The sequence below is a fragment of the Citrobacter sp. LUTT5 genome (assembly GCF_009905315.1).
Classification (GTDB): Bacteria; Pseudomonadota; Gammaproteobacteria; order Enterobacterales; family Enterobacteriaceae; genus Citrobacter; species Citrobacter freundii.
The window spans coordinates 2,254,865-2,278,984 of the sequence record NZ_CP047606.1; the positions used below are offsets into that span (position 1 = coordinate 2,254,865).

At 50.1% G+C, this 24,120-nt stretch carries 24 protein-coding genes, 1 pseudogene and 1 other annotated feature (1 of these 26 running past the window's edge); of the genes and pseudogenes, 12 read left to right on the forward strand and 13 right to left on the reverse strand.

What is annotated here, in order from left to right:
• Positions 1-542 precede the first annotated feature (542 nt).
• The 6 genes from oppA to GUC46_RS10810 all read left to right on the forward strand — a co-directional run bounded on the left by oppA (position 543) and on the right by GUC46_RS10810 (position 7,048).
• Complete coding sequence (gene oppA / locus GUC46_RS10785) at positions 543-2,174, forward strand: oligopeptide ABC transporter substrate-binding protein OppA (RefSeq protein ID WP_003844005.1); 1,632 nt, start codon at positions 543-545, stop codon at positions 2,172-2,174.
• 122 nt (positions 2,175-2,296) lie between these two features.
• Positions 2,297-3,217 carry an oligopeptide ABC transporter permease OppB gene (gene oppB, locus GUC46_RS10790; protein ID WP_003020708.1) on the forward strand — a complete coding sequence of 307 codons (921 nt, stop codon included), beginning with the start codon at positions 2,297-2,299 and terminating at the stop codon, positions 3,215-3,217.
• A 14-nt stretch (positions 3,218-3,231) separates the two neighbouring features.
• Positions 3,232-4,140, forward strand: a complete 909-nt coding sequence (oppC, locus tag GUC46_RS10795; protein WP_003020701.1) for an oligopeptide ABC transporter permease OppC — start codon at positions 3,232-3,234, stop codon at positions 4,138-4,140.
• A gap of 11 nt (positions 4,141-4,151) precedes the next feature.
• Positions 4,152-5,165, forward strand: a complete 1,014-nt coding sequence (gene oppD, locus GUC46_RS10800; protein WP_003833364.1) for a murein tripeptide/oligopeptide ABC transporter ATP-binding protein OppD — start codon at positions 4,152-4,154, stop codon at positions 5,163-5,165.
• Positions 5,162-6,166, forward strand: coding sequence for a murein tripeptide/oligopeptide ABC transporter ATP-binding protein OppF (gene oppF, locus GUC46_RS10805; protein ID WP_003020696.1), 1,005 nt, complete (start codon positions 5,162-5,164; stop codon positions 6,164-6,166). Before oppD ends, oppF begins: the two co-directional genes overlap by 4 nt.
• Positions 6,167-6,211: 45 nt before the next feature.
• Positions 6,212-7,048 (forward strand): ion transporter, encoded by an 837-nt coding sequence (locus tag GUC46_RS10810; protein ID WP_003020693.1) that lies wholly within the window; start codon positions 6,212-6,214, stop codon positions 7,046-7,048.
• 37 nt (positions 7,049-7,085) lie between these two features.
• Here GUC46_RS10810 and GUC46_RS10815 read toward each other — a convergent pair whose 3' ends face one another.
• A complete protein-coding gene (locus tag GUC46_RS10815) occupies positions 7,086-7,415 on the reverse strand; it encodes an HI1450 family dsDNA-mimic protein (protein WP_003020691.1) in 330 nt (109 codons plus the stop codon).
• A 34-nt stretch (positions 7,416-7,449) separates the two neighbouring features.
• Positions 7,450-8,910: a cardiolipin synthase gene (gene cls, locus GUC46_RS10820; RefSeq protein ID WP_003020687.1), complete on the reverse strand. Its 1,461-nt coding sequence runs from the start codon at positions 8,908-8,910 to the stop codon at positions 7,450-7,452.
• A gap of 142 nt (positions 8,911-9,052) precedes the next feature.
• Between cls and GUC46_RS10825 the strand changes: the two genes are divergently transcribed.
• On the forward strand, positions 9,053-9,226 hold the full coding sequence (locus GUC46_RS10825; protein WP_003020684.1) for a YciY family protein: 174 nt from the start codon (positions 9,053-9,055) through the stop codon (positions 9,224-9,226).
• A 50-nt stretch (positions 9,227-9,276) separates the two neighbouring features.
• Here GUC46_RS10825 and GUC46_RS10830 read toward each other — a convergent pair whose 3' ends face one another.
• A complete protein-coding gene (locus GUC46_RS10830) occupies positions 9,277-9,573 on the reverse strand; it encodes a YciI family protein (protein WP_003020675.1) in 297 nt (98 codons plus the stop codon).
• 215 nt (positions 9,574-9,788) lie between these two features.
• On the opposite strand from GUC46_RS10830, the gene tonB reads away from it, so the two are divergent.
• Positions 9,789-10,517: a TonB system transport protein TonB gene (gene tonB, locus GUC46_RS10835; RefSeq protein WP_168150127.1), complete on the forward strand. Its 729-nt coding sequence runs from the start codon at positions 9,789-9,791 to the stop codon at positions 10,515-10,517.
• A gap of 64 nt (positions 10,518-10,581) precedes the next feature.
• Here the strand turns inward: tonB and yciA are convergent, their stop codons facing one another.
• The 4 genes and pseudogenes from yciA to GUC46_RS24055 all read right to left on the reverse strand — a co-directional run.
• Entirely contained in the window at positions 10,582-10,983 is a 402-nt protein-coding gene (yciA, locus tag GUC46_RS10840; protein WP_003020670.1) for an acyl-CoA thioester hydrolase YciA, read from the reverse strand.
• Between the two features lie 165 nt (positions 10,984-11,148).
• Positions 11,149-11,688, reverse strand: a complete 540-nt coding sequence (locus GUC46_RS10845; RefSeq protein ID WP_003020667.1) for a septation protein A — start codon at positions 11,686-11,688, stop codon at positions 11,149-11,151.
• 54 nt (positions 11,689-11,742) lie between these two features.
• Positions 11,743-12,486, reverse strand: coding sequence for a YciC family protein (locus tag GUC46_RS10850; protein ID WP_003020663.1), 744 nt, complete (start codon positions 12,484-12,486; stop codon positions 11,743-11,745).
• Between the two features lie 28 nt (positions 12,487-12,514).
• Positions 12,515-12,601: pseudogene (locus GUC46_RS24055) on the reverse strand (YkgJ family cysteine cluster protein); the annotation flags it as partial.
• A gap of 283 nt (positions 12,602-12,884) precedes the next feature.
• Here GUC46_RS24055 and ompW point away from each other — a divergent pair.
• On the forward strand, positions 12,885-13,523 hold the full coding sequence (gene ompW, locus GUC46_RS10855; RefSeq protein WP_003833354.1) for an outer membrane protein OmpW: 639 nt from the start codon (positions 12,885-12,887) through the stop codon (positions 13,521-13,523).
• A 568-nt stretch (positions 13,524-14,091) separates the two neighbouring features.
• Positions 14,092-14,808, forward strand: a complete 717-nt coding sequence (locus GUC46_RS10860; RefSeq protein ID WP_003020658.1) for a YebC/PmpR family DNA-binding transcriptional regulator — start codon at positions 14,092-14,094, stop codon at positions 14,806-14,808.
• Between the two features lie 72 nt (positions 14,809-14,880).
• Here GUC46_RS10860 and GUC46_RS10865 read toward each other — a convergent pair whose 3' ends face one another.
• Positions 14,881-15,318 carry a hypothetical protein gene (locus GUC46_RS10865; RefSeq protein ID WP_226807665.1) on the reverse strand — a complete coding sequence of 146 codons (438 nt, stop codon included), beginning with the start codon at positions 15,316-15,318 and terminating at the stop codon, positions 14,881-14,883.
• Between the two features lie 260 nt (positions 15,319-15,578).
• Between GUC46_RS10865 and GUC46_RS10870 the strand changes: the two genes are divergently transcribed.
• Together GUC46_RS10870 and GUC46_RS10875 are read left to right on the forward strand one after the other, a co-directional pair.
• The gene (locus GUC46_RS10870) at positions 15,579-15,854 is read left to right on the forward strand and encodes a hypothetical protein (protein ID WP_003841288.1); all 276 of its coding nucleotides are present in this window, start codon (positions 15,579-15,581) and stop codon (positions 15,852-15,854) included.
• 186 nt (positions 15,855-16,040) lie between these two features.
• Positions 16,041-17,513, forward strand: coding sequence for a GGDEF domain-containing protein (locus GUC46_RS10875; protein WP_032935568.1), 1,473 nt, complete (start codon positions 16,041-16,043; stop codon positions 17,511-17,513).
• A gap of 32 nt (positions 17,514-17,545) precedes the next feature.
• Here the strand turns inward: GUC46_RS10875 and trpA are convergent, their stop codons facing one another.
• Genes trpA through GUC46_RS10900 form a run of 5 tightly spaced genes read right to left on the reverse strand, consistent with a single transcriptional unit; the run spans position 17,546 to position 24,075 of the window.
• Positions 17,546-18,352 carry a tryptophan synthase subunit alpha gene (trpA, locus tag GUC46_RS10880; RefSeq protein ID WP_130714606.1) on the reverse strand — a complete coding sequence of 269 codons (807 nt, stop codon included), beginning with the start codon at positions 18,350-18,352 and terminating at the stop codon, positions 17,546-17,548.
• The gene (trpB, locus tag GUC46_RS10885; RefSeq protein ID WP_003841283.1) at positions 18,352-19,545 is read right to left on the reverse strand and encodes a tryptophan synthase subunit beta; all 1,194 of its coding nucleotides are present in this window, start codon (positions 19,543-19,545) and stop codon (positions 18,352-18,354) included. The genes trpA and trpB overlap by 1 nt, the downstream gene beginning before the upstream one ends.
• A gap of 10 nt (positions 19,546-19,555) precedes the next feature.
• Positions 19,556-20,914, reverse strand: a complete 1,359-nt coding sequence (trpCF, locus tag GUC46_RS10890) for a bifunctional indole-3-glycerol-phosphate synthase TrpC/phosphoribosylanthranilate isomerase TrpF (RefSeq protein WP_003841280.1) — start codon at positions 20,912-20,914, stop codon at positions 19,556-19,558.
• Positions 20,915-20,917: 3 nt separating this feature from the next.
• Positions 20,918-22,513 carry a bifunctional anthranilate synthase glutamate amidotransferase component TrpG/anthranilate phosphoribosyltransferase TrpD gene (trpD, locus tag GUC46_RS10895; RefSeq protein WP_003020639.1) on the reverse strand — a complete coding sequence of 532 codons (1,596 nt, stop codon included), beginning with the start codon at positions 22,511-22,513 and terminating at the stop codon, positions 20,918-20,920.
• Positions 22,513-24,075, reverse strand: coding sequence for an anthranilate synthase component 1 (locus GUC46_RS10900; RefSeq protein WP_057064033.1), 1,563 nt, complete (start codon positions 24,073-24,075; stop codon positions 22,513-22,515). Before GUC46_RS10900 ends, trpD begins: the two co-directional genes overlap by 1 nt.
• 23 nt (positions 24,076-24,098) lie before the next feature.
• Positions 24,099-24,120 (reverse strand) — a sequence feature (Trp leader region); it runs 73 nt beyond the window's last position.

The following is a 24,120-nucleotide window of genomic DNA, read 5'->3' on the forward strand; positions in this document are numbered from 1 at the left end:
CGAAATGTTATTAGTTATTTCAGCGTTTTTTTCAGTTGAATGTGCTAATTAATAACCAATTGTTAAATTTATGTGCATTTTGACGTGGTGTTGACACCTGACAGGGTAGTTAACACCTGGCTTGATATAATTTATTGTTTTTCATGGGTTTATTATAGAAAACCTTCATTCGTAAGACTTTCTTTGTGGGATTTATTTCCAATAAAAGAGAATTGGTTAACAAATTTGTAAAATGTATTGGCGGTTAAGAAACGCATTTGATACTTTCCGGCCAGGTATTATGCAGAAGAATTCACGTTGATGAGAATCATTTGCAGTTAGTTTCTCTCAACAGGGTAATAGCGTGTTTCCGGCAGGGGAGGCACGTAGATAATCGACGTAAGGCAGTCATACGAACCGCCAGAATAAATAAAGTCGGTGATAGCAAGCAGTAAAACAAAAAACGACCTGACGGCAGAAAATCTCCGGTGCCGTACAGTGATCCTGACAGGATTAACAGTCTGGTTAAAAAACCAGCCATAATAATGAGGGAGTACAACACAATGACTAACATCACTAAAAAAAGTTTAGTAGCTGCGGGGATCTTAACTGCGCTAGTCGCTGGAAATGTTGCCACGGCGGCAGTAGTGCCAGCGGGTGTGCAGCTTGCTGAAAAGCAGACTCTGGTGCGTAATAACGGTTCGGAAGTGCAGTCACTCGATCCCCACAAAATCGAAGGTGTTCCTGAATCCAACATTAACCGTGACCTGTTTGAAGGTTTATTAATCAGTGATGTCGATGGCAAACCATCGCCTGGCGTAGCTGAAAAATGGGAAAATAAAGATTTTAAAGTCTGGACATTCCATCTGCGTAAAGATGCTAAGTGGTCTGACGGCACGCCTGTTACCGCGCAAGATTTCGTGTATAGCTGGCAACGTTTGGCTAATCCAAATACTGCATCACCGTACGCCAGTTATTTGCAGTACGGTCATATCGTCAATATTGATGATATTATCGCCGGTAAAAAACCGATCACCGATCTCGGTGTAAAAGCTCTCGACGATCATACTTTTGAAGTCACCCTCAGCGAACCTGTTCCTTATTTCTACAAACTGCTTGTGCACTCTTCCGTTTCACCGGTTCCTAGAGCTGCTGTTGAAAAATTCGGCGAGAAGTGGACCCAGCCCGCTAACATCATTACTAACGGTGCGTATAAACTGAAAGACTGGGTTGTGAACGAGCGCATTGTGCTTGAGCGTAATACCAACTATTGGGACAACGCCAAAACGGTTATTAACCAGGTAACCTACCTGCCTATTTCTTCTGAAGTGACTGACGTTAACCGCTATCGCAGCGGTGAAATCGACATGACCTATAACAACATGCCGATTGAGTTATTCCAGAAACTGAAAAAAGAGATCCCGAACGAAGTCCACGTTGACCCGTATCTGTGCACCTATTATTACGAAATCAATAACCAGAAAGCACCGTTCAACGATGTTCGTGTTCGTACCGCCCTGAAGCTGGCGTTGGATCGTGACATTATCGTCAATAAAGTGAAAAACCAGGGTGACCTGCCGGCGTATAGCTTTACTCCTCCATACACCGATGGCGCGAAACTGGTTGAGCCAGAGTGGTTCAAGTGGTCTCAGGAAAAGCGTAATGAAGAAGCGAAGAAACTGCTGGCTGAGGCCGGATATACCGCTGAGAAACCGCTGACCTTTGACCTGCTGTATAACACTTCAGATCTGCATAAGAAGCTGGCTATTGCCGCGGCATCTATCTGGAAGAAAAATCTGGGTGCTAATGTGAAGCTGGAAAACCAGGAATGGAAAACGTTCCTCGATACGCGCCATCAGGGCAACTATGATGTTTCACGTGCGGGCTGGTGTGCGGACTATAACGAACCGACGTCCTTCCTGAATATGGTGCTGTCCGACAGCTCCAATAATACCGTCCACTATAAGAGCCCGGCATTTGATAAGCTGATTGCGGATACGCTGAAAGTGACTGATGAAGCGCAGCGCAGCGAACTGTATTCGAAAGCGGAACAGCAGCTGGATAAAGATTCTGCGATTGTACCGGTTTATTACTATGTCAATGCCCGCCTGGTGAAACCATGGGTTGGCGGATATTCCGGTAAAGACCCGATGGATAATATCCACGTTAAAGACTTGTATATTATCAAGCATTAATGGCAAGACGTGGGGCAATCATTTTTGCCCCACAGTGTCTTTTTTCTTCGAACTATTAATACCGCTTTACCTGAACGTCGGGGTTAAAGAGGTATAAAGGCACACGCCAGAAGGTACGGGCAATGTTAAAATTCATATTACGTCGCTGTCTGGAAGCGATTCCGACGCTGTTTATTCTTATTACGATTTCATTCTTTATGATGCGCCTTGCGCCCGGAAGCCCATTCACCGGGGAACGCGCGTTACCGCCAGAGGTGCTGGCGAATATTGAAGCGAAATATCATCTTAACGATCCTATCTCGACGCAGTATTTCAGCTATCTGAAACAGCTGGCGCATGGCGATTTTGGACCATCCTTTAAATATAAAGACTACACGGTTAACGACCTCGTTGCTTCGAGTTTTCCGGTTTCTGCGAAGCTGGGTGCGGCAGCCTTTATTCTGGCGGTACTCGTCGGCGTTAGCGCCGGGGTGATAGCCGCGCTGAAGCAAAATACACGTTGGGATTACACGGTGATGGGGGTGGCAATGACTGGGGTAGTTATCCCCAGTTTCGTGGTCGCTCCCTTATTGGTCATGATATTTGCCATAACTTTGAAATGGCTGCCCGGCGGTGGCTGGAACGGTGGGGCGTTGAAATTTATGATCCTGCCAATGGTGGCCTTGTCACTGGCCTACATCGCCAGTATCGCTCGTATTACTCGCGGTTCGATGATTGAAGTGCTGCACTCTAACTTTATTCGTACCGCGCGCGCCAAAGGGCTGCCGATGCGGCGGATTATTTTCCGCCATGCGTTAAAACCTGCGCTGTTGCCAGTGCTGTCCTATATGGGACCGGCATTTGTCGGCATTATCACTGGTTCGATGGTTATTGAAACCATCTATGGTTTACCTGGCATTGGTCAGTTGTTCGTCAATGGCGCGTTAAACCGCGACTATTCGCTGGTTCTGAGTCTGACCATACTGGTGGGTACTCTGACCATCGTGTTTAACGCGATTGTCGATGTGCTTTATGCCGTTATCGACCCGAAAATTCGTTACTGATACTGGAGCTCGCTATGATGTTAAGTAAGAAAAACAGCGAAGCGCTGGAGAATTTCAGTGAAAAGCTGGAGGTCGAAGGCCGCAGCCTGTGGCAGGACGCGCGTCGACGCTTTATGCATAACCGAGCTGCGGTAGCAAGCCTGGTGGTGCTGGTAATTATTGCGCTGTTCGTGACGCTCGCGCCGATGCTGTCGCAGTTTACCTACTTCGATACTGACTGGGGCATGATGTCCAGCGCGCCGGATACGGAATCAGGCCACTATTTCGGTACTGACTCGTCGGGACGTGACCTGTTGGTACGCGTGGCGATTGGCGGGCGCATCTCGCTAATGGTCGGCATTGCGGCGGCGTTGGTCGCGGTGGTTGTCGGTACGCTGTACGGTTCTCTGTCGGGCTACCTCGGCGGAAAAATCGACTCGGTGATGATGCGTCTGCTGGAAATTCTCAACTCCTTCCCGTTCATGTTCTTCGTGATCCTGCTGGTCACCTTCTTTGGGCAAAATATCCTGCTGATTTTTGTCGCTATCGGGATGGTCTCCTGGCTGGATATGGCGCGTATCGTGCGTGGACAAACGCTGAGCCTCAAGCGCAAAGAGTTTATTGAAGCGGCGCAAGTGGGTGGAGTGTCTACCGTGCGTATCGTTATCCGCCATATTGTGCCGAACGTGCTGGGTGTGGTGGTGGTATACGCTTCATTGCTGGTGCCGAGCATGATCCTGTTTGAATCCTTCCTGAGCTTTTTGGGATTAGGTACGCAGGAGCCGTTAAGTAGCTGGGGCGCTCTGCTCAGTGATGGTGCCAACTCAATGGAAGTCTCACCATGGCTGCTGCTTTTTCCGGCAGGTTTCCTGGTGGTCACTTTGTTCTGTTTTAACTTTATTGGCGATGGCTTGCGTGATGCCCTCGACCCGAAAGACCGTTAAGGAGTGCAGCCATGAGCGTAATTGAAACCTCAACCGCGCCGCTCGCGCAACAACAGGCTAACGCACTGCTGAACGTAAAAGATTTGCGTGTGACGTTCGCTACCCCCGACGGCGATGTAACTGCGGTCAACGATTTAAACTTTTCTCTGCGAGCTGGAGAAACGCTGGGTATTGTCGGAGAATCCGGCTCAGGTAAATCGCAAACGGCCTTTGCCCTGATGGGCCTGCTGGCGGCTAATGGTCGTATCGGGGGCTCCGCTACGTTCAACGGACGTGAAATTCTGAACTTACCGGAACGTGAACTGAACAAACTGCGCGCCGAGCAAATCTCGATGATTTTCCAGGACCCGATGACGTCTCTCAATCCGTACATGCGGGTCGGGGAGCAGTTGATGGAAGTTCTGATGCTGCATAAAGGCATGAGCAAAGCGGAAGCTTTTGAAGAGTCGGTCAGAATGCTGGATGCGGTGAAAATGCCGGAAGCGCGTAAGCGCATGAAAATGTATCCGCATGAATTCTCCGGTGGTATGCGTCAGCGCGTTATGATCGCAATGGCGTTGCTGTGCAGGCCCAAATTACTGATAGCCGATGAACCGACCACTGCGCTCGATGTGACGGTACAGGCGCAAATCATGACGCTGCTGAATGAACTGAAAAGCGAATTCAACACCGCGATTATCATGATCACCCACGATCTGGGGGTTGTTGCCGGTATTTGCGATAAAGTTCTGGTGATGTACGCCGGTCGTACGATGGAATACGGCAGTGCGCGGGATGTCTTTTATAAGCCCGTTCATCCGTATTCGATTGGTTTGCTGAATGCCGTACCTCGTCTGGATGCAGAAGGGGAAGAGATGCTCACGATCCCGGGCAACCCACCGAACCTGCTGCGTCTGCCAAAAGGCTGTCCGTTCCAGCCGCGTTGCCCGCATGCGATGGAAATCTGTAGCAGTGCTCCGCCACTGGAGGAATTTAGTCCAGGCCGTTTGCGCGCCTGCTTTAAGCCGGTGGAGGAACTGGTATGAATGCGGTAACCGAACAACGTAAAGTGCTCCTTGAGATTGCTGACCTTAAAGTCCATTTCGATATTAAAGATGGCAAACAGTGGTTCTGGCAACCATCTAAAACCCTTAAGGCAGTTGATGGCGTAACCCTGCGACTGTATGAGGGCGAAACCCTGGGCGTGGTCGGTGAATCAGGCTGCGGGAAATCGACCTTTGCCCGTGCGATTATCGGCCTGGTGAAGGCCACCGATGGAAAGGTTGCCTGGCTGGGTAAAGATTTACTGGGTATGAAACCCGATGAGTGGCGGGAAGTACGCAGCGATATCCAGATGATTTTCCAGGATCCGCTGGCATCGTTAAACCCGCGCATGACCATTGGTGAAATCATTGCCGAACCGCTGCGTACTTATCATCCGAATCTTCCTGGTCAGGAAGTCCGCGATCGTGTGAAAGCGATGATGATGAAGGTAGGATTATTGCCCAACCTGATTAACCGCTACCCACATGAGTTTTCAGGTGGCCAGTGTCAGCGTATTGGTATTGCCCGCGCGCTGATCCTCGAACCGAAGTTGATTATCTGCGATGAACCCGTTTCGGCGTTGGACGTGTCAATCCAGGCCCAGGTGGTTAACCTGCTGCAACAACTTCAGCGAGAAATGGGATTATCGTTAATCTTCATTGCCCACGACCTCGCGGTGGTTAAACATATCTCCGACCGTGTGCTGGTTATGTATCTTGGACATGCGGTGGAATTAGGGACCTATGACGAGGTGTACCATAACCCGCTGCATCCTTATACCAAAGCGCTGATGTCTGCGGTGCCGATCCCCGATCCGGATCAGGAAAGGAACAAGGTTATCCAGTTGCTGGAAGGCGAGTTACCGTCCCCGATTAACCCTCCTTCCGGTTGCGTGTTCCGTACGCGCTGCCCGATTGCAGGGCCGGAATGCGCAAAAACGCGCCCGGTTCTCGAAGGAAGTTTCCGACACGCAGTTTCCTGCCTGAAAGTAGACCCGCTATAATTCCGAGGGCTGACAAAAGTCAGCCCTTTTTTTGGTGAGGTATCTGTGCCAGGTTTAGTCTCTTCTGTCCGCCGCGCGCTCTTTCGCAAATTATTCGATTTAAACACCCGTTCAGGGCGTCGCTTTGAAGGTATGTGCGCGCTATTCGCCTTGCTCAGCGTTATTGTTATCTTCATTGAGTCCGGAGTAGGGACGCAATACCATTTAACCTTTGAGGAATGGCGCGTTTTTGTCTGGCTGGAGATCTTTATTACTCTGGTCTTTACTCTCGAATATCTTCTGCGCTTATGCTGTTGGGCCAATCCCGCCAAATATGTGTTTAGTTTCTGGGGGATAGTTGACCTTGCCACCATTCTGCCGCTGTATGTGATGTGGCTATGGCCGGAAATCAGTCTGAGTTATGTTTTCGCCTGGCGGGCGATGCGTGTCCTGCGCGTCCTGCGTATTCTCAAGCTGTTGCGCTTTATGCCTTCTCTACGGGTGTTCTGGAATGCGTTAAAAAGTGCCCGACATCAGCTGATGTTGTTCTATTCCTTTATCGCCATTCTGATGGTGGTTTTTGGTGCGATGATGTATCTGATTGAAGGGCCAAAATATGGATTTACTACGCTGAATGCGTCGGTGTATTGGGCGATTGTTACTGTAACCACCGTCGGCTATGGCGATATCACACCGCACACCCCGTTGGGGCGCATGGTGGCGTCCGTGCTTATCCTGATTGGTTACTCGGTGATTGCCATACCGACGGGATTGATTACCACGCACATGAGCAGTGCGTTCCAGCATCGCGGGCACCAACGAAAATGTCCCCAGTGTCAGCAGGCGCAGCACGAACATAGCGCGCAGTTTTGTAACCGTTGCGGAAGCAAACTACCGGGCTAAAAATGAAAAAAGCTGCGAGAGCAGCTTTTTTGTTTGATTATTCGCGCCAGAGAATATGGCAGAGCTTATGATCTTTTTCGCGACATAATAAAACGCGCGCAAAAATATCGTTAATCTCGCCGTCTTCTGTATCTGCCAGACCAATCACCACTTCGGCAAAGAAATCAGGGTTCAGGTCAAAATCAACATGCTCCTGCCAGTCTTCTGCCGGATCGAATAACTCGGCACCGCCGCGTTCTTCAAACTGCAAATTGAACAGAATGATATCTGCCGGATCGAGGTTATCCGCAGCCAGTTCGAGAAAAATGTCGTAAGCCTGCTCAAGCGTTTCGTCTTCGGTCAGGCGATTGTTCAAATCCATATCCATAATGACTACCTGTTTACTGTCTGATGGGCACGTTTTACAGCAACGGACTAAAGAAGTAAAACAGTCGCTCTGCTATCCGCTGCCAGAGTGGTCGTTTTACCCACAAACGGGCATCAAGCAGGCGGGAACGCGAAATATAATCATCCTGCACGGCGGCGAGATCGCCGCCGAATCCAGCATCGTCAATGACCAGCGTGATTTCAAAATTGAGCCACAGACTGCGCATATCCAGGTTAACGGTACCGACCAGGCTCAGCTCGCCATCGACCAGTACGCTCTTGGTATGCAGCAGGCCGCCTTCGAACTGATAAATTTTAACGCCAGCTGCCAGCAACTCAGTGAAAAAGGCCCGGCTTGCCCAGCCAACCAGCAGGGAATCATTCTTACGCGGAAGAATGATACTGACGTCGACCCCACGCTGTGCTGCCGTACAAATTGCATGCAGCAAATCGTCGCTGGGAACAAAGTAAGGCGTGGTCATAATTAAATATTCGCGCGCTGAATAAGCTGCGGTTAACAGCGCCTGATGAATCAAGTCTTCTGGGAAACCAGGACCCGAGGCAATTGTGTGAATGGTGTGCCCGCTGGCCTGCTCAAACGGCATGATATTGACGTCCGGTGGCGGGGGCAAAATGCGCTTTCCGGTCTCAATTTCCCAGTCGCAAGAATAGACGATGCCCATAGCGGTGGCTACCGGGCCTTCCATTCTTGCCATTAAATCAACCCATTGCCCAACGCCTGCATCTTGTTTGAAGAAGCGCGGATCGACCATGTTCATGCTGCCGGTATACGCAATGTAGTTGTCGATCATGATCATTTTGCGGTGCTGACGCAGGTCCATACGGCGTAAAAATACACGCATCAGGTTCACCTTCAGCGCTTCTACAACCTCGATACCTGCGTTACGCATCATCGCCGCCCAAGGGCTGCGGAAGAACGCCACGCTGCCGGCGGAGTCCAGCATCAGGCGACAGTGAATGCCACGCCTCGCGGCAGCCATTAACGACTCGGCTACCTGGTCGGCCATACCACCCGGCTGCCAGATGTAGAACACCATCTCTATGTTGTGGCGCGCCAGTTGAATATCACGGATCAGCGCCTGCATCACGTCATCTGAACTGGTGAGCAGCTGCAGCTGATTTCCCTTAACGCCGGCGATTCCTTGACGACGCTCGCACAGTTTAAATAAGGAGGAGGCGACGCTGCTGTTTTCCTGCGCAAAAATATGCTTACAGGCTTTAAGATCGTTCAGCCACTTGGCCGTTGACGGCCACATTGCCCGGGCGCGTTCGGCGCGGCGTTTACCCAGGTGGAGCTCACCGAAGGACAGATAAGCAATGATCCCTACCAATGGCAGAATATAGATGATCAAAAGCCAGGCCATTGCGGAGGGCACTGCGCGTCGTTTCATTAGAATGCGTAATGTTACGCCAGCAATGAGTACCCAGTAACCCAGAATGACCAGCCAACTCACCACGGTGTAGAAGGTTGTCATAAATTTAAAAATCCTTTTGAAAGCGTATTGTTAAGAGTTTACGCATCAGGATTAATCTGGCAAATAAAAACACGGGAAAACCGCTGGTCTGCATTCGGTGTGGCGTTATAATGGCCACTCAGTGACTGAAAGAGTAGTAAACATGAAGCGTAGTAGAACGGAAGTGGGACGCTGGCGGATGCTGCGTCAGGCTAGCCGCCGTAAAGCACGTTGGCTTGAAGGACAATCGCGTCGTAATATGCGTATCCACACTATCAGAAAGTGCATTCTCAACCATCAACGCAACTCGTTGCTGTTTGCGATCCACAGCATCTGATCCTAAAAGGGCACCGCTGGCGGTGCCCAATGTCTGTTTTTGTTTTGTTTTTAAAATACTTTTTTGTACGGTTTTACTGAAACCTGCGCGTAAACGCCCGCTGCAACATACGGATCGGCTTCCGCCCACGCCTGTGCCGCCTCCAAAGATTCAAATTCGGCAATCACCGTCGAGCCGGTAAAACCCGCCGCACCGGGATCGTTACTATCGACCGCTGGCATGGGGCCCGCCGTGAGCAAACGACCTTCGTCATGAAGGAGTTGCAGGCGAGCCAGATGAGCAGGGCGCACGGAAAGACGTTTTTCGAGAGAGTCTGCGATATCTTGGGCGTAAATAACATACAGCACGGGTAGAACTCCTTGAACGGTAAAAGTCGTTAATAACGTTATTGGAAAGGCCTAACAACTGCAACGGAAAGATAACTGATATGTTAAGGCCATACTCTGAAAGTGGTTTTTTATCATAAAATCGCGTTCTAAATGTCAGTTACCGCCACGGGCTTATTGAATATGATTGCTATTTGCATTTAAAATCGGGGCCTGGTTTTTTTACTGAAACGATTATGACTTCAATGACCCTTGATTTACCTCGTCGCTTTCCCTGGCCAACGTTACTGTCTGTCGGCATTCATGGTGCCGTGGTGGCTGGTTTGCTGTATACCTCGGTACATCAGGTTATTGAACTGCCTGCGCCAGCGCAGCCGATCTCTGTCACGATGGTCGCGCCTGCCGATCTCGAACCACCTCAGGCCGTTCAGCCGCCGCCGGAACCCGTTGTCGAGCCTGAACCGGAACCAGAGCCGATTCCAGAGCCACCAAAAGAGGCGCCGGTGGTGATTGAAAAACCGAAGCCCAAGCCTAAACCGAAGCCAAAACCGGTGAAAAAGGTGGAAGAGCAGCCGAAACGCGATGTTAAACCAGCAGAACCGCGCCCGGCCTCCCCGCTGGAAAATACGGCACCTACGCGCACAATGACCAATACCGCGCCAGCAACTACCAGCAAACCGGTGGTCAGTGCGCCATCGGGTCCACGTGCTTTAAGCCGTAATCAGCCTCAGTATCCGGCGCGAGCACAGGCGCTGCGCATTGAAGGGCGGGTAAAGGTCAAATTTAATGTAACACCGGATGGTCGGGTTGAAAATGTGGAGATCCTGTCTGCGCAGCCTGCCAATATGTTTGAGCGTGAAGTGAAAAACGCGATGCGTAGATGGCGTTATGAAGCAGGTAAACCCGGATCCGGACTCGTGGTGAATATTGTTTTCAAATTAAACGGCACAACGCAGATCGAGTAAGCATCAGGCCGTCCGGCAATGATCACTCTTGATCATTGCCGGATAGCATTACTGGCGTGTGCTATCAGGCCAACGTGGGGATTGGACGCGGTTTCCCGTCTTTATCAACGGCAACGTAGATAAACAGAGCTTCGGTGGCCTTATAACGCTGGCCAATAGGTTCAGAAGCGACTTTCTTCACCCAAACTTCAATATTGATGCTGATTGAGGTTGTCCCGCGTTTCACACAGCGAGCATAGCAACACACTACATCACCTACGGCGACCGGGCGCAAAAAGCTCATTCCTTCAACCCGCACAGTTACCACACGACCATGTGCGATCTCTTTGGCCTGAATCGCGCCACCTATATCCATTTGTGACATCAGCCAGCCGCCAAAAATATCACCGTTCGCGTTGGTATCGGCAGGCATGGCCAGAGTGCGTAAAACCAGTTCACCCTGGGGAGTGTTATTCGTTGTTGTCATTGTAGAACCGACTATAGAGAAAGATTACAGGCGCGATGCTACTAGAATTTGTGCGTCGAGAACAGAGGGGATGCGGCATGCAGAGCAGATGTAAGTCAGGTTGTCAGCTCTATGGAACGCGAGGGGATAAAAATTCGCCAGATCCGCAGATCTGGCGAGCATGTATTACGATTTATCTTCTTGCGGCAGATGACGGTAAATATAGACCCCACTCAGCAGCGTAAAGAATAAAGTCAGGGCGGTCAGGCCGAACACTTTGAAGTTGACCCAAATGTTCTGCGGTAGCCAAAATGCAATATAGATATTCGCCAGACCACACAGGATGAAAAAGACTGCCCAGGCTAAATTTAGTTTCGACCACACTGGTTGCGGCAGGGTCAGTTCTTTACCTAACATGCGCTGGATCAGCGGTTTTTTCATCACCCACTGGCTTACCAGCAATGCTCCAGCAAACAGCCCGTAAATCACCGTTACTTTCCACTTAATGAATTCATCGTTGTGGAAAAAAATAGTCAGGCCACCAAATACGGCCACCAGGACAAAGGTGATTAACGCCATCTTCTCGACCTTGCGATAGCGAACCCAGCTGTAAATCAACACTACAGCCGTTGCGACAATCAGCGCCGAGGTCGCCGCATAGATGTCGTAAAGCTTATAAAAAGCAAAAAAGACAACCAGCGGTAAAAAATCAAGAAACTGCTTCATTCTTCGATTCCGTCATCAAAAGCACCGGGTACAAGCCCGGAATGCGTTCAGGGTTTATTGGCGAATCAGCATGTACAGGCGGAACAAATAGATCAGCAACACCGCGGAGATCATATTGCTCAGCGTATTCGCCAATACCGCGCCTACATTCGGCGTAAGTACTGCAAAACTTGGCGCAAAAAGCAACAGCAGCGTTTTTGCCAACAACCAACCGATTACTGCCGGCGCAACCAGTCGCATATTCGACCACGCCAGACGCATACTGTTGCGCATCGCGGCAAAGACACCCATTTTGTCCTGTACCAACATCACAGGTGCGAGTGCCAGCAGGATGGCCAGCAGAATACCGGGAACAACAACCAGCATAATACCGATTTGCACCAGCAGAGTAGTCAAAAAAATCAGAATAAACAGCTTTGGCAACACTGGCGCACTGGCGCCGATGGCACGTAATGCGCTGACCCGATGACCTGCTGAAATCAGCTGAATCATCAGGATGACCCCACCGGCAAGGATGGCATTACCAATCAGACCAGAAAACGTAGACGCCGCGGAAGCGCGTAGCAAAATTTGCTGTTGCTCCGGGGTCATGTTTTGCACCAGATCGAACAACCCCACGCTGCTGGTTAACTGATCGCCTTCACTGAGTTGCGCAATTTGTGCGTCAGTGGGGGAAAAGGCATGCCCTAACACCACTGTGATAAACGCGCACAACAACGATACCAGCAAGATGGTAATGAATTGATTACGGAAAAAGTTTCCCGTGTCACGGTAAACGGATTTCGCCGTGATAGACATGCACTCTCCTTGAGTTTTGCAGGTGTTCATTTGCGGGCAATTGTACCCTGGATAACTCTACAGTGGCAGCATCGCGCGATGTATGGAAAAGCATATCTTTGTAAAGCTGCGGTAATTTTTGGCTATGACTTCAGCGTCGTGCATGAACGCTGTTTGTTATCTGCGCATCGCGTGCAGATAACCATCACCCATCAGCAATGAGCTGGAGGTACTTGCACATTGAAAATATATCAAAATTGATCTGAATTAATTTAACCAGGATTTTGAATGCAAGTTCTAACTTAATCTGGATCAATAAATGTTAAATTATCAAAGTCAATGTGATCCATGTTAGATCATTTATTACTCCAAAGTAGGTATATTCATTCCGCTTTTATAACCATAACGATGGAGCGGACATGAAAAAATTAACAGTTGCAGCATTGGCTTTAACAACTCTTCTCTCTGGTAACGCATTTGCGCATGAAGCTGGAGAGTTCTTTATTCGTGCAGGTTCTGCCACCGTCAGACCGACGGAAGGTGCAGGTGGTACGCTGGGCAGCTTAGGTGGCTTTGATGTCAGCAATAACACGCAGTTGGGTCTGACATTTACCTACATGGCAACCGACAATATCGGTGTTGAATTACTGGCGGCGACACCGTTCCGCCATAAAATTGGTACTGCAGCAACGGGTGATATTGCCACCGTACATCATTTGCCGCCGACGTTAATGGCACAGTGGTACTTCGGTGACTCCAGCAGTAAACTGCGTCCGTACGTAGGTGTTGGTGTGAACTACACGACCTTCTTCGATGAAGGCTTTAACGATAACGGTAAAGAAACAGGATTATCGGACCTGAGTCTGAAAGATTCCTGGGGTGCAGCAGGGCAAGTCGGTATGGACTATCTGATTAACCGCGACTGGCTGATTAACATGTCGGTCTGGTACATGGATATCGACACCACCGCAAGCTATAAAATGGGTGGCGTCCAGCAGCGCGACAGTGTACGCCTCGATCCGTGGGTGTTTATGTTCTCTGCGGGTTATCGTTTTTAAGTTCTTCTGCAAAACTCCTCTGCAAAACTGGTCATCAAATGACCAGTTTTTTCCATTCTGTTCCACGCGTATTGTTGTTTTGACCAGCTGTAGTCAACTGAGTCACGTGTGCTTCTGAACGCATCAGTCAGAGATGCTGGTTGTACCGTTCCACCCATTTAGCATTTCCCTTTGTTGTAGTGGTGGAGTAAATATAGGCTAAGTATCTTGCCCCGGTACTAAACGAACACACTATCAAATAAGGCGCTGTGCAAGATGACTTGTAGCGCTCTCTTTAAGCAGTACCGCGGTAACTATAATAGCCTGTGTGTTTATCTGGAATATCGCTTTTGTTTCTATTCTCTTATGCATTATTGCTGCGGCTCATTTATTACGTACAAAAAAGAACCTGCAGATAATCAGGGGATAACTTATCCAAAATGTTACCTATTGATAAAATTAAAGTAACATATCGTAAAATTTGGATATTTTATTTTTCATGGACTAATGTTTATACATCATGATATAATGTGATGGCAGATTATTTACCATTCAATAATGTAAATGAATTTTCGAGGAGATCATTCCAGTGGGACGTAAGTGGGCAAATATTGTTGCTAAAAAAACAGCTAAAGACGGTGCAACGTCTAATGTATATGCAAAATTCGGTGTAGAAATTTATGCTGCTGCTAAACAAGGCGAACCAGACCCAGAATTAAATACATCTTTAAAATTCGTTATTGAACGTGCGAAACAAGCGCAGGTTCCAAAACACGTTATTGATAAAGCCATTGATAAAGCCAAAGGCGGCAGCGATGAAACGTTCGTGCAAGGGCGTTATGAAGGCTTTGGTCCCAGTGGCTCACTGATTATCGCTGAAACATTGACTTCAAACGTTAACCGTACGATTGCTAATGTCCGCTCAATTTTTAATAAAAAAGGCGGGAATATCGGAGCGGCGGGTTCTGTCAGCTATATGTTTGACAATACCGGAGTAATTGTATTTGAAGGGACAGACCCTGACCATATTTTTGAAATTCTGCTTAATGCTGAAGTAGATGTTCGTGATGTAACCGAGGAAGAAGGAAACATCGTTATTTATACTGAATCTACAGATCTTCATAAAGGCATTGCAGCTCTAAAAGCAGCAGGAATTACTGAGTTCTCAACTACAGAATTAGAGATGATTGCTCAATCAGAAATTGAACTTTCACCAGAAGATTTAGAAGTCTTTGCAGGGCTTGTTGATGCTCTTGAAGATGACGATGATGTTCAAAAAGTATATCATAACGTTGCAAATCTCTAATGATAGATTAAAGAAATCTGTCATTATGGCAGATTTTTTTAACTCATAAGGTTGTAATGAGTGCACTATTTATTACAAACTCGGATATTTTCCATCATCATCAACTAAAAATATCTGAGATAGGTACCAGGTATCATTCTCTTTGGATAATTGATATTCATAAATAGGTGAATAATACTGCCTCGATAATCTGGTCGTCACGGTCGCTACTTTTTCAGTAATCTGAACCGATATGATGTTCTCTTGCTCAGGATCATGACTAGACTCAGAACCAAAAGCTATAGGCTCGCCCTGAAAACCAGGTTTTGTATATTTATTCAAAAGCTCATTCCAACCCTTCTGGGCCAGGAGCATAACTTCTTGCTTTCCGTAGTTCTGATTTCTCTGAAATGACTGGTCATTCCAATATTTATAATCCCTCTGGAAAGCGGTGATTACCTGTTCCGGAGTATTTGCCAGTATGTCCCCAGCGCTTAAAAATCCAACGCTTAACATAACTAATTTAATCAACAGATGTCTCAACAAGTTCACCCATATTTGGCATGCTTTCCTTCAGTGTCTCGCAAGGGACTTTTTGAAGTCAACTTCATTAATGGTTGCACAACCAAAACGACTGAACTGTATAGATTCCGGGCATACCTGCCCGCGGTTAGCAGCCAGGAAAAATTCCCCTCGTTCTTCATTTAAAAAATTCTGGGGAAAACATCCTGCCTTTCTCCCCTTTGATGTAGTGCTACTCTTTAAGCAAACCAACTTTGAGGGGATTGCTGATGATGTTGACCCGCCATCTGCTACAGCAAAAAATCACACTTCTGGAACCGTTCTACGAGGATCAAACGGCAGCGTTTGCCGTGAGTGTTGCACGTGAATTATTGCTTTGCATGGATAAAATTGAGGCGCTGGAGAAACTTATTGCGACTCCGGTTACACTACCTTATTGCAGCGCAAGTCCGGTTTGTGAGATTGAGGCGGGCTATGCCGCAGGTGTAAACGACTGCCGCGAGGCCATCCGGCGGGCAGGGTATCCTATCGAAGGTGATGATTAGTTTGCGCTTATGTTAACAAATATGTGCTTTTATTGTATAAATCTGTAACCTACGCGCGCTGCTGCGGGCTACATCAACTTACCTGCTTCGGAGTGGCAAACATTCTCTATCAACGTACAACGCTGTTATGCAACAACATAAACGGGTAACCGATTTGGCAATACTGTTAACTATCAGGGTGGACTCGTGAAGATTGTGCAGGATAAGCTCAGAAACAGGCAGGCTCTGCTGGTATCCGGGCTCATTACGTTGATTTTTACCTCGTTGTTTCTGTTTATCATTTATGAACAGCGTATGGCGGCCGCCAGTGAAGGCGTTAGCCGCCTGCAAGCTCACATGTTGGACATTTTTAACGATAATGAACTGATTGCCGATGCGATTGGCGAGCGTTATTACCACATCAAAACCGGCGAACAGTGTGGTGTTATGGCGCAGTTTGTTCCGCGAAACAAAGATGAATGGGGAATTAACGCCGACCCAAAGCGGGTTCATTCTGCAACGGGGACAATTATTGCTCAGCAACCCAGCCATAATGCGCTGTGTATGTATACTGCGGCGGAGTTCATTCGCGGAATGGTTAATGAGCTAAATCCAGGCAGCTTCGATGCACACCGTTACATTATCGCCAGCAATTCAGATTATTTTTATTGGTTTATGGCTTCCGACTCGCGCAATTTCAGTTTTTCTGACTCTGAAATGGCGATGGATATAACGCATTTTTTCTATCCACCCACCGATTTCTATACCCGGTTGTTGCAAAAAAACGTCAAAAACAAAGCTCTCAGTTCAACAAACTTCTATACCGATAAAATTACCGGTGAAAAAGCCTACAGCGTAGTGAGCTATATCTACGATCTGTCGGGTAAGGAGATATCAGACCAAATCGTTGCCTATCTGGTCTATGATCATTCGAAGCCTGAGCTGCAGGAAGCGTTAGCCGAGGCGTTTGATAATCAAATCCTTCCCGGATTGAACGTGGAGTTAGTGAATCTGACCAACAAAGAGAGCCTCTGCTTATCCGGCAAATGTGCGGGGCAATCCAGCTATTTGGTGCGCAATTTTTCGGAGAAATATGCGCTGCACTATTCGCTTTCATTAGGCCGTTTTATGGCGCGCGATACACATGCCGGGATTGTTATCCTGCTGGCGCCGTTCTTTTTCATCATCATTAGCTTCTCGTTAAAGTCATGGCTAAACGAAAGCGACCTCAAGGTTTATATCGATACTCTGACCGGCTGTTTTAACCGCCGAATACTCGACATTATCAAGCGTCGGGATTTATCACACTGTTCGGTGGTGCTACTGGACTGCAATAAATTTAAGGCCGTCAATGATACCTGGGGCCACGCGGCAGGCGATCGCGCGTTGCAAATTATCGCCAACAGGATGCTGTCAAACACCCGCACCAGCCACGATATTGTGATTCGTACCGGCGGGGATGAATTTATGATCCTGCTGTTTCGATCGCAGGCAACTGACGCCATAGCAATCGCGCAACGTATTAGCGGGCAGGTGACCAGTCATGTGTTTGTGGTGGATGGGCATACCGTGCCATTGTCAGTATCGTGGGGAATTGCAGAGGTGAACGGTGAACTGGATGTGGCCATTCAGAATGCGGATAGCGCTATGTATAGAATGAAGCACACGGAAGAAGGGTGAAACCGCCAGACGTCTCTGGCGGTTGATTTAACTTACTGGTGGGTGGCGGCTTTCATCGTGCTGACAAACGCTTTCAGCTCAGCCAGCATCTGTTCCGGTGCCGCAACATTTTTCTCAATGATTTTCACAATTGCCGAGCCGGAAATTGCACCGGCAGCACCGGCTTCAATAGCTCCGGCTACCTGTTCAGGCGCAGAGATACCGAAGCCCTGTAAAGAAGGCGGTGCATCATATTGTTTCAGCTTTTCAACCAAATGATGCAGCGGTAATGCCGCACGATTTTCGGCACCGGTCACACCTGCACGTGAAAGCAGATAAGTGTAGCCGCGACCGTAAGAGGCAATCTGGCGTAGCAGTTCTTCATCAGCGTTCGGCGGGCAGATGAAAATCGGTGCGATGTTGTGACGCAGTGCAGCAGTTCTGAATGGCGCAGACTCCTCAACAGGGACATCGGCTACCAACACAGAATCCACACCCACTTTTTCGCACTGGGCGTAAAACTCGTCAATGCTCTTGCTGAAGACCAGGTTGGCATACATCAGCAACCCAATGGGAATCGTCGGATGTTTCTGGCGAATCAGCGCCAGCATCTCAAAGCATTGCGATGGTGTGACGCCGGCGGCAAACGCACGCAGGGTGGCTTCCTGAATGGTTGGGCCATCGGCCAGCGGATCGGAGAACGGAATGCCGAGTTCAAGCGCGTCGGCACCAGCTTCAATCAGCGTATCAATGATTTTCAGTGACTGCTCAACAGACGGATCGCCCAGGGTTACGAAGGGGACAAAAGCACCTTCTTTGCGGTCCTTCAGCTGTGCAAACAGGTTTTCGTAACGTTCCATCAGATTTCCCCTCGCGCTTTCAGAATATCGTGTACGGTGAAAATGTCTTTGTCGCCGCGACCGGAGAGATTAACCACCAGTAGCTGCTCTTTTTCCGGATTTTCACGCATCATTTTCAACGCGTGCGCCAGGGCATGGGAGGACTCCAGTGCCGGAATAATCCCCTCGTGCAGACACAGCGTTTTGAAGGCTTCCAGTGCTTCATCATCGGTTATTGAAACATAATCGGCGCGACCAATGCTGTTCAGGTACGCATGCTGTGGCCCGACCGACGGAAAGTCGAGCCCGGCGGAAACAGAGTAAGACTCTTCAATCTGTCCTTCTTCGGTCTGCATCATCGGGGACTTCATGCCGAAATAAATCCCAACACGCCCATGTTTCAACGGCGCGCCGTGTTCTCCAGACTCAATCCCGTGACCGCCTGGCTCTACGCCAATCAGACCGACGCTGGTTTCATTAATAAAATCGGCGAACATACCGATTGCGTTAGAACCGCCACCCACGCAGGCGATAACGGCGTCCGGCAGACGACCTTCTTTTTCCAGAATCTGCGCCTTGGTTTCTTCACCGATCATCCGCTGGAACTCACGCACAATAGTCGGGAAGGGGTGCGGACCTGCCGCTGTACCGAGCATATAGTGCGCAGTATCGTAACTGCCAGACCAGTCGCGCAGCGCTTCGTTACAGGCATCTTTCAGCGTTGCGGAACCGCTGTGAACGGGGATAACTTCTGCACCCATCAAACGCATACGGAAAACGTTCGGCGACTGACGTTCAACATCTTTCGCGCCCATGTAAATACGGCATTTCAACCCCAGCAGTGCGCTGGCGAGAGCAGATGCAACACCGTGCTGCCCCGCGCCTGTTTCGGCGATAATTTCCGTTTTACCCATGCGCTTCGCCAGCAACGCCTGGCCCAGCACCTGGTTGGTTTTGTGCGCGCCGCCGTGCAGTAAATCTTCACGCTTGAGATACAGCGTCGTGTTGGTGCCTTGAGTAATGTTCTGGCACTTGGTCAGTGCGGTTGGGCGACCCGCATAGTTTTTCAGCAGGTCTGTAAACTGCGCCTGAAATTCAGGATCTTTTTGCGCGCTGACAAAAGCTTCTTCCAGCTGGCGCAGGGCAGGCATCAGAATCTGTGGCACATACATACCGCCAAATTCACCAAAATACGGATTGAGTAATGTTGTCATGTCCTTTTCCTTAATATGCGCGCAGCGTCTGAAAGACCGAAGCCAGAAGACGTGCATCTTTGATGCCCGGCTGTGACTCTACGCCAGAATTGAAATCGAGACCGGCACAGCCGGTTTTTGCCGCGTCAACGCAGTTATCTGCGCCCAGTCCGCCAGCCAGTAATACGTTATCCAGCGATTGTCCGCCTAAAAGTGACCAGTCGAAGCGTTGCCCGCTGCCGCCCTGACCGTTGTCGAATACGTATTTATCGACATGCTGATAATCCCGGGCTGGCAACTTATCGCTGACGCTGAGCGCCTTCCAGATTTGTACCTGTGCGGGTAGCGCATTGCGTAGCGCGTCTACGTAGGCTTGATCTTCGCTACCATGCAGTTGCACGGCAGTGAGTCCCAGAGCAGCCGCTGTTTCACGTACGTCGATAATATCTGTGTTGCGAAACACCCCGACATATTGCAGCGGCGCGCCGGTCATGACCTCTCGCGCTTGCTCAACGCTAACCGCGCGTGGCGATGTGGGTACAAAAATCAGTCCGCCATAAATCGCGCCGGATTTATACGCCGCGTTGGCATCCTGAGCCCGGGTTAAACCGCAGACTTTATTCTCGCCGAGCAGTACGCGACGCACGGCAGCGTGCAGATCATCATGCGACATCAGCGCGGAACCAATCAGAAAACCGTTGGCGAAGTGGCTGAGCTCGCGCACCTGACCATAGGTATTGATCCCGGACTCGCTGATGACGGTCACACCGTGGCCCAGTCGCGGCGCAAGCTGGCGGGTGCGATTCAAATCAATCGACAAGTCGCGTAAATCGCGGTTGTTGATACCAACGACTTTGGCGCCCAGTGCGATAGCGCGCTCCAGCTCTTCTTCGTTGCTGACTTCGGTCAGTACGCCCATTTTCAGGCTGTGGGCGACGGCGGCGAGTTGACGATATTGTTCATCATCGAGGACCGACAGCATCAACAAACAGGCGTCCGCCTGGTAGAAACGCGCCAGGTAAATCTGGTAAGGATCGATAATAAAGTCCTTACACAGAACAGGTTGCGGCGCGATGCGGCTGACGATAGGCAGGAAATCAAAACTGCCCTGGAAATATTTCTCATCGGTCAGTACGGAAATCGCGGAAGCATAATGTTTATAAACGCCCGCAATCTGTGCCGGATCGAAGTCATCACGGATCACGCCTTTTGACGGAGATGCTTTTTTACATTCCAGAATAAAGGCGGTGCGCGCACCTTGCAGCGCATCGTAGAAATCACGAGAGCTGGGTTGAACATCATTTTGAAAGCTGGCCAGCGGTTGTTGCTGTTTGCGGGCTTCTACCCAAATCGCCTTGTCTGCGACAATTTTCGCTAAAACGGTTTGCATCATTTACCCTCTTGCTGCCAGTGCAGTGACACGGTCATAGGCCGCACCGCTGCGCAGTACATTAATCACGGTTTGCGCATTGGCTTTTAAATCTTCTTCACCGTGCAAGCGCATTAACATGGCGACATTCGCGGCAACAGCGGCTTCATGAGCGGCTTCACCTTTACCTTGTAACAAGCGACTAAGAATGTCACGGTTTTCTTCCGGCGTGCCGCCAGCCAGCTGTTCCTGGTGGTAAGGCGTCAGGCCAAAGTCTTCTGCCGTCAGTTGATAACTCTTGATTTCCCCATCGTGCAGCTCTGCCACAATGGTCGGTGCATGCAGCGAAACTTCGTCCATGCCACCACTGTGCACTACGGCTGCCCGCTGATATCCGAGCACGCGCAGCGTTTCGGCAATCGGCAGCACCAGCTCCGGGCTGTAAACGCCGATCAGCGCCAGCGGCGGATGTGCCGGGTTAATCAACGGGCCGAGCACGTTAAACAGCGTGCGGGTTTTCAACTGCTGGCGTACCGGCATGGCATGGCGAAAACCGGTGTGGTATTTCGGCGCAAACAGAAAACACACGCCGAGATCGTCAAGCGCCTGACGTGATTTGTCGGCGTTCATATCCAGATTGATGCCAAATGCCGCTAACAGATCCGAAGAACCTGACTTGCTGGAGACGCTGCGGTTGCCGTGTTTGGCAACTTTCAGTCCGCAAGCCGCTGCAACAAAGGCGCTCGCGGTAGAAATATTGATGCTGTTGCTGCCGTCGCCGCCGGTACCGACAATATCGGCAAACAGATAATCAGGACGCGGGAACGGAGCGGCGTTTTCTAGTAGCGCGGTTGCCGCACCGGCAATTTCATTCGGGTGTTCGCCACGGATTTTCATGCTCACCAGCGCCGCAGCCAGTTGTTCCGGCTTCAGTTCACCGCGGACCACGGCGGAGAACAGCTGGTGGCTTTCCTGCTGAGACAGCGTCTGCGCCTGGTACAGTTTCTCCAGAATTGGTTGCAGCGTATTGGTTTGTTCAAGCTTCTGTTGCGCCCAGGCCAGCGTTTGTTCCAACAGACGCGCGCCCTGGGTGGTCAGAATGGACTCCGGATGGAACTGGAAGCCGCAGACGCGATCGGTATCGTGACGCACCGCCATCACCATGCCGTTAAAGTGGGCGTTAATGGTTAATCCTGCCGGAACGTTGCTGCCAACCAGCGAATGATAGCGTGCCACCGGCAGCGGATTAGCCAGACCAGCAAACATTGCCTGACCGTCGTGTTCAATGCTGGACGCTTTGCCGTGCAGGATTTCTCCAGCCTGGCCCACATATCCACCATAGGCCTCAACAATGGCCTGATGTCCCAGACAAATGCCGATGATTGGCAGCTTGCCGCGCAGACGGGTTAACAGCTCCGGCATGCAACCTGCTTCGCTTGGCGCACCTGGGCCTGGAGAGAGCATCAGCACAGGATTTTTCATCGTTGCTAAGCGGTCAATCAACGTCTGGGCCGGAATATGGTTGCGGTAAATCACCACGTTGTGACCATTAGTACGCAGCTGATCCGCCAGGTTATAGGTAAAAGAGTCGATATTATCGAGCAGCAGAATGTCAGCCATTAGAAGGTCTCCTGTGCGTGGTGCGCGGTGGCGATAGCACGCAGAACCGCGCGCGCTTTATTACGGGTTTCATCGGCTTCAGACTGCGGTACAGAATCCAGAACAATCCCGGCACCGGCTTGTACGGTGGCAATACCGTCTTCCACGAGGGCGGAACGAATGACAATACAGGTATCCAGATCGCCATGAGCCGTGAAGTAACCTACCGCGCCGCCGTAGCTGCCACGGCGACGACCTTCTGCCTCGGCGATAAGCTGCATAGCGCGAACTTTTGGCGCTCCGCTTAACGTGCCCATATTCATACAGGCGCGGTAAGCGTGCAGCACATCCAGATCGCTACGCAGCTCGCCTACCACACGCGAAACCAGGTGCATTACGAAGGAGTAACGATCGACTTTGGTGAGGTCAGCAACATAGCGGCTGCCAGGCGTACAGATGCGCGCCAGGTCGTTACGCGCAAGGTCAACCAGCATCAGGTGCTCAGAAAGCTCTTTATGGTCGGTACGCATCTCCAACTCGATACGGCTGTCAAGGTCGCGGTCAAGCGAACCGTCCGCACGACGACCACGCGGGCGAGTGCCGGCAATCGGGTAGATCTCAATCTGGCGGCTGGTGGCATCGTATTTCAGCGAGCTTTCCGGGGAGGCGCCAAACAGCGTGAAGTCGTTGTCCTGCATGAAAAACATGTATGGGCTGGGGTTACTTTTCTTCAGCACATAGTAGGCTGCCAGCGGTGACGGGCAGGGCAGCGAGAAACGTCGGGACGGAACTACCTGGAAAATTTCGCCCGCGCGAATCGCTTTTTGCATGCCACGTACTACGGCGCCGAACTCTTCATCGCTCTGATTGCACTCGCAGCGCATCTGCGGGACTTCAGTGACCGGCAACGGCGGCGCAGGCTCGGTAAGCTGCTGGCTCAGCTGCGCCAGACGGGCGTTAAGTCGCTGTTTTTCCGCATCATTGGGGGTAAAAACACTGGCCTGAATTCGGGTGCTTTTTTTCTGGTGGTCGATAACCATCAGCGTTTCTGCCAGATAGAAGCAGTAGTCAGGACAACGGTTGCCCGCTTCAAGCTGAGGTAAATCTTCAAAACCGGCAACCAGGTCGTAGGAAAACAGACCGCCGAAGAACATCGCTTCACGTTCTTGCACAGGAACATTCACCAGCCCCTGCAGTAAGCGAAAAGCATCAAATACGGAAAGAGAACATAAACGGGCGTCTTCATCCAACAGCGGGCTGACGGCAGGGAATCGCAGATGACGACCATTCGTCTGTTTTTCATTCTCAACGCCAGCGGGCAGGGCAGCATCCAGCAAGGGCAGCAGCGATGCGCCGTTTGCGGATAACGCCTGAATAGTGACGGTGTCACCGAGAGCGGTAATGCGCAATGCGCTGTCGACTAGCAGCAAGCTCTTCAGATCGTCTTTGCTGTCGATATCTGCAGATTCCAGCAGCAGCGTTGCCGGACGTGCGCCACACACCTGATGAAACAGCGACGTCGGATTCTCACGGTAGGCGGCATCGCAGGCAAGCAGTTCGAGTATCGGTTTTTGTGTTTGCATCGTTATTCTCATTAATTTTGTTCAAAAAAAAGCCCGCTCATTAGG